The sequence below is a fragment of the Shigella sp. FC1544 genome, from assembly GCF_001722145.1.
Lineage (GTDB): Bacteria > Pseudomonadota > Gammaproteobacteria > Enterobacterales > Enterobacteriaceae > Escherichia > Escherichia coli.
In genome coordinates this window covers 1-5,660 of record NZ_MECT01000127.1, presented here as the reverse complement: position 1 = coordinate 5,660, position 5,660 = coordinate 1, and the positions used below count along the sequence as shown (strand labels likewise).

6 protein-coding genes and 1 pseudogene are annotated in these 5,660 nt (G+C 50.1%); 4 read left to right on the top strand and 3 right to left on the bottom strand.

Annotated elements, in window-relative coordinates; all coding sequences use genetic code 11:
• Window positions 1-144: 144 nt before the first annotated feature.
• Window positions 145-519 (bottom strand): CopC domain-containing protein YobA, encoded by a 375-nt coding sequence (gene yobA, locus BGK49_RS08795; RefSeq protein ID WP_000168747.1) that lies wholly within the window; start codon window positions 517-519, stop codon window positions 145-147.
• A gap of 138 nt (window positions 520-657) precedes the next feature.
• On the opposite strand from yobA, the gene holE reads away from it, so the two are divergent.
• The 3 genes from holE (at window position 658) to exoX (ending at window position 2,332) form a co-directional block, all read left to right on the top strand.
• On the top strand, window positions 658-888 hold the full coding sequence (gene holE, locus BGK49_RS08790) for a DNA polymerase III subunit theta (RefSeq protein ID WP_000916761.1): 231 nt from the start codon (window positions 658-660) through the stop codon (window positions 886-888).
• Window positions 889-989: 101 nt separating this feature from the next.
• The gene (yobB, locus tag BGK49_RS08785; RefSeq protein WP_000011658.1) at window positions 990-1,646 is read left to right on the top strand and encodes a carbon-nitrogen hydrolase family protein YobB; all 657 of its coding nucleotides are present in this window, start codon (window positions 990-992) and stop codon (window positions 1,644-1,646) included.
• Between the two features lie 23 nt (window positions 1,647-1,669).
• Window positions 1,670-2,332, top strand: coding sequence for an exodeoxyribonuclease X (exoX, locus tag BGK49_RS08780; RefSeq protein WP_000944260.1), 663 nt, complete (start codon window positions 1,670-1,672; stop codon window positions 2,330-2,332).
• On the opposite strand, the gene ptrB is transcribed toward exoX, so the two are convergent.
• Both ptrB and BGK49_RS08770 read right to left on the bottom strand, forming a co-directional pair.
• Entirely contained in the window at window positions 2,329-4,389 is a 2,061-nt protein-coding gene (gene ptrB / locus BGK49_RS08775; protein WP_000936901.1) for an oligopeptidase B, read from the bottom strand. The two genes, exoX and ptrB, sit on opposite strands and share 4 nt — an antisense overlap.
• A gap of 209 nt (window positions 4,390-4,598) precedes the next feature.
• Window positions 4,599-5,258, bottom strand: a complete 660-nt coding sequence (locus tag BGK49_RS08770; protein WP_000024738.1) for a tellurite resistance TerB family protein — start codon at window positions 5,256-5,258, stop codon at window positions 4,599-4,601.
• Between the two features lie 65 nt (window positions 5,259-5,323).
• On the opposite strand from BGK49_RS08770, the pseudogene BGK49_RS08765 reads away from it, so the two are divergent.
• Window positions 5,324-5,660: pseudogene (locus BGK49_RS08765) on the top strand (IS1-like element IS1A family transposase); the annotation flags it as partial.

Sequence of the window (5,660 nt, the reverse complement as noted above, 5' to 3'; positions counted from 1 at the left end):
TAGTGCGCTGGGTTATCGCTCGCCACGGGAATATCTGCGGCAGCGGGCTTGTAATGGGTTAAGTGATAACAGATGTCTGGAAATATAGGGGCAAATCCAGAAATGGATAAATCGCAGCGCGATCCAGGTAAACGCCAGCATGATTTATTTCACGCTAAAGGTGTAGTGTCCTTTCGTTTTATGCCCGTCCACCGAAACAACATGCCAGTCAACGGTGTAGGTTCCGGGTTTCAGCGAATCGGCCAGTGGAACAATCAGTTGCTTTTGGTCCTGCTCATTTCGCTTCGCCGGTAATGTTTTAATATTTTCGTTTTTTGGCCCCGTGATTTTTGCACCACTGAATCCTGTTTCAACACCTTCCGAGAAGTTTAAAGTGATTGCCTGCGGTGCAGCTGTCACTTGCGCGTTTGCCGCAGGATACTGATGCGTTAAATGCGCATGTGCCCAGACGGAAGGTGTCACCAACGAAGTGGTCAGGATTGCCAGCGCGTAGCGAAGGGAGCGTGCAGTTGAAGCCATATTATCTATTCCTTTTTGTAATAACTTTTTTACAGAGCATAACCTTGTCTAATGTCTGAGTCGAGGATCATCAATTCCGGCTTGCCATCCTGGCTCACTCTTAGTAACTTTTGCCCGCGAATGATGAGGAGATTAAGAATGCTGAAGAATCTGGCTAAACTGGATCAAACAGAAATGGATAAAGTGAATGTCGATTTGGCGGCGGCCGGGGTGGCATTTAAAGAACGCTACAATATGCCGGTGATCGCTGAAGCGGTTGAACGTGAACAGCCTGAACATTTGCGCAGCTGGTTTCGCGAGAGGCTTATTGCCCACCGTTTGGCTTCGGTCAAACTGTCACGTTTACCTTACGAGCCCAAACTTAAATAAAACTTATACAGAGTTACACTTTCTTACATAACGCCTGCTAAATTATGAGTATTTTCTAAACCGCACCCATAATTTGCAGTCATTTTGAAAAGGAAGTCATTATGTCGTTCTGGAAAGTTGCAGCAGCGCAATATGAGCCTCGTAAAACCTCACTCACCGAACAGGTAGCTCATCATCTGGAGTTTGTGAGGGCCGCCGCCAGGCAACAATGTCAGCTGTTAGTTTTTCCATCGCTTTCTTTACTGGGGTGTGATTATTCGCGACGTGCCCTTCCTGCCCCACCCGATCTCTCACTGTTAGACCCGCTTTGTTATGCCGCAACGACCTGGCGAATGACCATCATTGCCGGCCTTCCCGTTGAATATAACGATCGCTTTATTCGTGGAATTGCGGTGTTCGCACCGTGGCGAAAAACGCCTGGGATCTACCATCAGAGTCATGGTGCATGTCTGGGCCGTCGTTCCAGAACCATCACGGTGGTCGATGAACAACCGCAAGGTATGGATATGGACCCGACCTGTTCACTGTTTACTACAGGGCAATGTCTGGGAGAACCCGACCTGCTGGCGTCGGCCCGTCGCTTACAATTTTTTTCACATCAGTACTCGATTGCCGTGCTGATGGCAAATGCCCGTGGTAACAGTGCACTATGGGATGAATATGGTCGTCTCATCGTTCGCGCCGATCGTGGTTCATTATTGTTAGTCGGTCAGCGTTCATCACAGGGTTGGCAAGGCGATATCATTCCATTACGCTAGGCTTTTTCGGCCTGGAGCATGCCATGTTGCGCATTATCGATACAGAAACCTGCGGTTTGCAGGGAGGGATCGTTGAGATTGCCTCTGTTGATGTCATTGACGGAAAAATCGTCAACCCCATGAGCCACCTGGTGCGCCCCGATCGTCCTATTAGTCCACAAGCGATGGCGATTCATCGCATCACCGAAGCCATGGTCGCCGATAAACCGTGGATTGAAGATGTGATCCCACACTATTACGGTAGTGAATGGTATGTCGCGCACAACGCCAGCTTTGACCGCCGCGTACTGCCTGAGATGCCCGGTGAGTGGATTTGCACTATGAAACTGGCCCGTCGTTTGTGGCCAGGGATCAAGTACAGCAATATGGCGTTATATAAAACACGGAAGCTCAATGTACAGACGCCGCCGGGCCTGCATCATCACCGCGCGTTGTATGACTGTTATATCACCGCCGCGTTGCTTATCGATATTATGAACACCTCCGGCTGGACGGCAGAACAGATGGCCGATATCACCGGACGTCCGTCGTTGATGACGACCTTCACCTTTGGCAAATACCGTGGCAAAGCGGTTTCCGACGTTGCCGAACGCGATCCGGGCTATCTGCGCTGGTCATTTAATAACCTGGACAGCATGAGCCCGGAGCTGCGTTTAACACTGAAACATTATCTGGAAAATACTTAATCCGCAGGCGTAGCGGGTAATGTTCCCTGCGCCAGCGCGACCAGAAAAGCATATTCCATCGCTACGCCTGCGTACGATTTAAAGCGGCCAGATTTACCGCCATGGCCTGAGTCCATGTCGGTACAGAGCAATAAAAGATGGTTATCGGTTTTCAGCTCGCGCAATTTAGCGACCCATTTTGCCGGTTCCCAATATTGCACCTGAGAATCGTGTAAACCGGTCGTTACCAGTAAATGCGGATAAGCCTGTGCGGTGACGTTGTCATACGGGCTGTAGCTTTTCATGTACTCGTAATATTGCGGATCCTGCGGGTTACCCCACTCTTCAAACTCACCAGTGGTAAGAGGAATTGATTCATCAAGCATCGTTGTTACAACATCAACAAACGGTACCTGGGCGATAACGCCGTGGAATAATTCCGGGCGTTGATTAATTGCAACGCCCATCAACATGCCCCCCGCACTCCCGCCCATCGCATAACAAAGCGAAGGAGAGCCATAGCCCAGTTTTAACAATGCATCGCAGGCATCAAGATAATCATTAAACGTATTTTTCTTCTTCAGAAATTTTCCGTCTTCGTACCATTGTTGCCCCAGCTCACCACCGCCGCGAACATGGACAATGGCGTAGACAAAGCCACGATCTAACAAACTCAAGCGGCTAAAACTGAAATCGGCATCAATACTTGCGCCGTAAGAACCATAGCCATACACCAGCAACGGGTTGTGTCCTTTGCGAAAATGTTTGCGATGGTAGACCAACGAAACCGGAACTTCGACGCCATCACGGGCGACTATCCACAGGTGTTCACTGCGGTAATTCGCCGCATCAAAACCAGGAACTTCCGTTTGTTTTAATACACGACGCTCACCGGTATCCATATCCAGTTCAAACAAAGTGTCTGGTGTGGTCATGGAAGAATAACCATAACGCAATCGCGCGGTTTCAGGTTCTGGATTGTAGGCAATCCAGGTCACATAGGCTGGATCATCAAAGGCAATACCAATGACTTCCCGGGTCTTGCGGTTAATTTGGCGCAAACTGGTTAACCCGCGCTGACGCTCTTCAACCACCAGCCAGTCGGTAAACAGCGTAAACCCTTCCAGCATGATGTTTTCGCGTGGCGGAATTAACTCTTCCCACTGTTGCTCATCACGCAGGCGGGTACGGTATAAGCCAAAGTTTTTGCCGTGGCGGTTGGAACGCAGATAAAACCGATGCTGGTAGTGATCAAGGCTGTATTCGTGATCTTTGCGGCGCGGCAGAAAAACAAACGGCTCGGCATCGGCCATTTCCGCGTCCAGCAGGCGAACTTCACTGGTGGTGGCGCTGGCCAAATGAATGACTACATAGTGCTTCGAGGTCGTTTTATGCAGGCTGACGTAATAGGTATCGTCTTTTTCTTCGTAGATCAGTTTATCTTGCGATGCTGGCGTACCGATGGCGTGACGCCAGACCTGATAAGGCAGCAGCGTCACCGGATGCTTGCGAACATAGTAGAAAGTCCAGGAGTCATTTGCCCAGACAAAGCTGGGTTCAACGTTATCCAGCAGTTCCGGGTACCAGTTACCAGTTTCCAGATTACGAAAACGAATGCCGTACTGGCGTCGGGAAAGAAAATCTTCTGCCAGCGCCATAATGGTGTTATCGGGCGTAATCGCCATTCCGCCCATCGAATAAAACTCACTATGAGCTGCGCGCTTATTGGCATCGAGCAATGTTTCCCACTCATCCCACTCTTCACTGAATGCCGATTGACGCTGGTAGATAGCATATTCACAGCCTGGTTCATAAATATGCCGATAGCGGTAGCCATTTTTGATGTAGGGCGCAGAAACTTCTCGTTGCGGAATGCGGTCGATGATTTCCTTTAAGATGCGATCCTGCAAGGCTTGTTGTGAGGCCATCACCCGATGACCGTAACTATTTTCTTGTTGCAGGTAGTCCAGGACTTCTGGCTGAGAACGCGTATCGTCCCGCAGCCAGTAGTAATTATCGATGCGCGTATCGCCATGAAGCGTCATGGCGTGGGGAATGCAGGCGGCTTTTGGTAGCATGTTATTGTTCTTTCTGGTTGAAACATCTTATTAAGGGTGGCAAAACTCACCGGGGATGCAAGCGAAACAGGGGAGTCATTGCTTAGATGATGACAGGTAATGGCGCGGATATCGAATGTTATGCAGACAGAGAAAATCAGCCTGTTCAAATGGCTGTGCGATTCTGGATAGCCCGAAATAGTCAACTTCAGGCTATCCAGAGAGCGGAATTATTCCGCCAAAGTGCGTTTTTGCTGTTCGAGATCGCGTTCAATGCCGTCACGAACATCCTGGGGGATTTTCAGCGCGTCACCCAGTGCATTCAGGTAACTGCGTTCCATAAAATGGTCAATATCAATAGCCGCGCAACTCAGGAAATAGATTTCCAGCGCCTCTTCTTCATTGCGGACCCCGGTAGCCAGACGTTGTGGATCCAGCGGTTGTTCGATTGCCTGCTCAATGAGTACACGCCCCTGCTCTTCCACGCCGGCTTCACGCAATTGCTGGTCGATTGCCGCACGTTCTTTGGCATCAATATGACCATCACTTTTAGCGGCAAAGACCAGCGCAAGGATCAAACGTTCTGTACGCTCATCCAGCGGCGTACTTTGCGCGCCAAACTGCGGTTCGTCCTGATGCGCCGCGCGAATTTTATCTTTGTATTTATTCCACAGCACCGTACCCGCTACCGCTCCGCCGCCAACCAGTAACGCGTTGGTGCCATATTTCGTAAGAAGTTTACGTGCTGATTTATTTGCGACCAGCAGCCCAGCCAGTCCGCCTAATGCGCCTGGCACTAACAGTTTGCCCAATCCCTGATCCGCAGACGAGGAGATAGAAGAACTGCTTTGCCCAAGCAGGGATTGCAGTTGATTTAACCAGTTAGCCATATTTGCTCCTGGTGATGCTGCCAACTTACTGATTTAGTGTATGATGGTGTTTTTGAGGTGCTCCAGTGGCTTCTGTTTCTATCAGCTGTCCCTCCTGTTCAGCTACTGACGGGGTGGTGCGTAACGGCAAAAGCACTGCCGGACATCAGCGCTATCTCTGCTCTCACTGCCGTAAAACATGGCAACTGCAGTTCACTTACACCGCTTCTCAACCCGGTACGCACCAGAAAATTATTGATATGGCCATGAATGGCGTTGGATGCCGGGCAACTGCACGCATTATGGGCGTTAGCCTCAACACGATTTTACGTCACTTAAAAAACTCAGGCCGCAGTCGGTAACCTCGCGCATACAGCCGGGCAGTGACGTCATCGTCTGCGCGGAAATGGACGAACAGTGGGG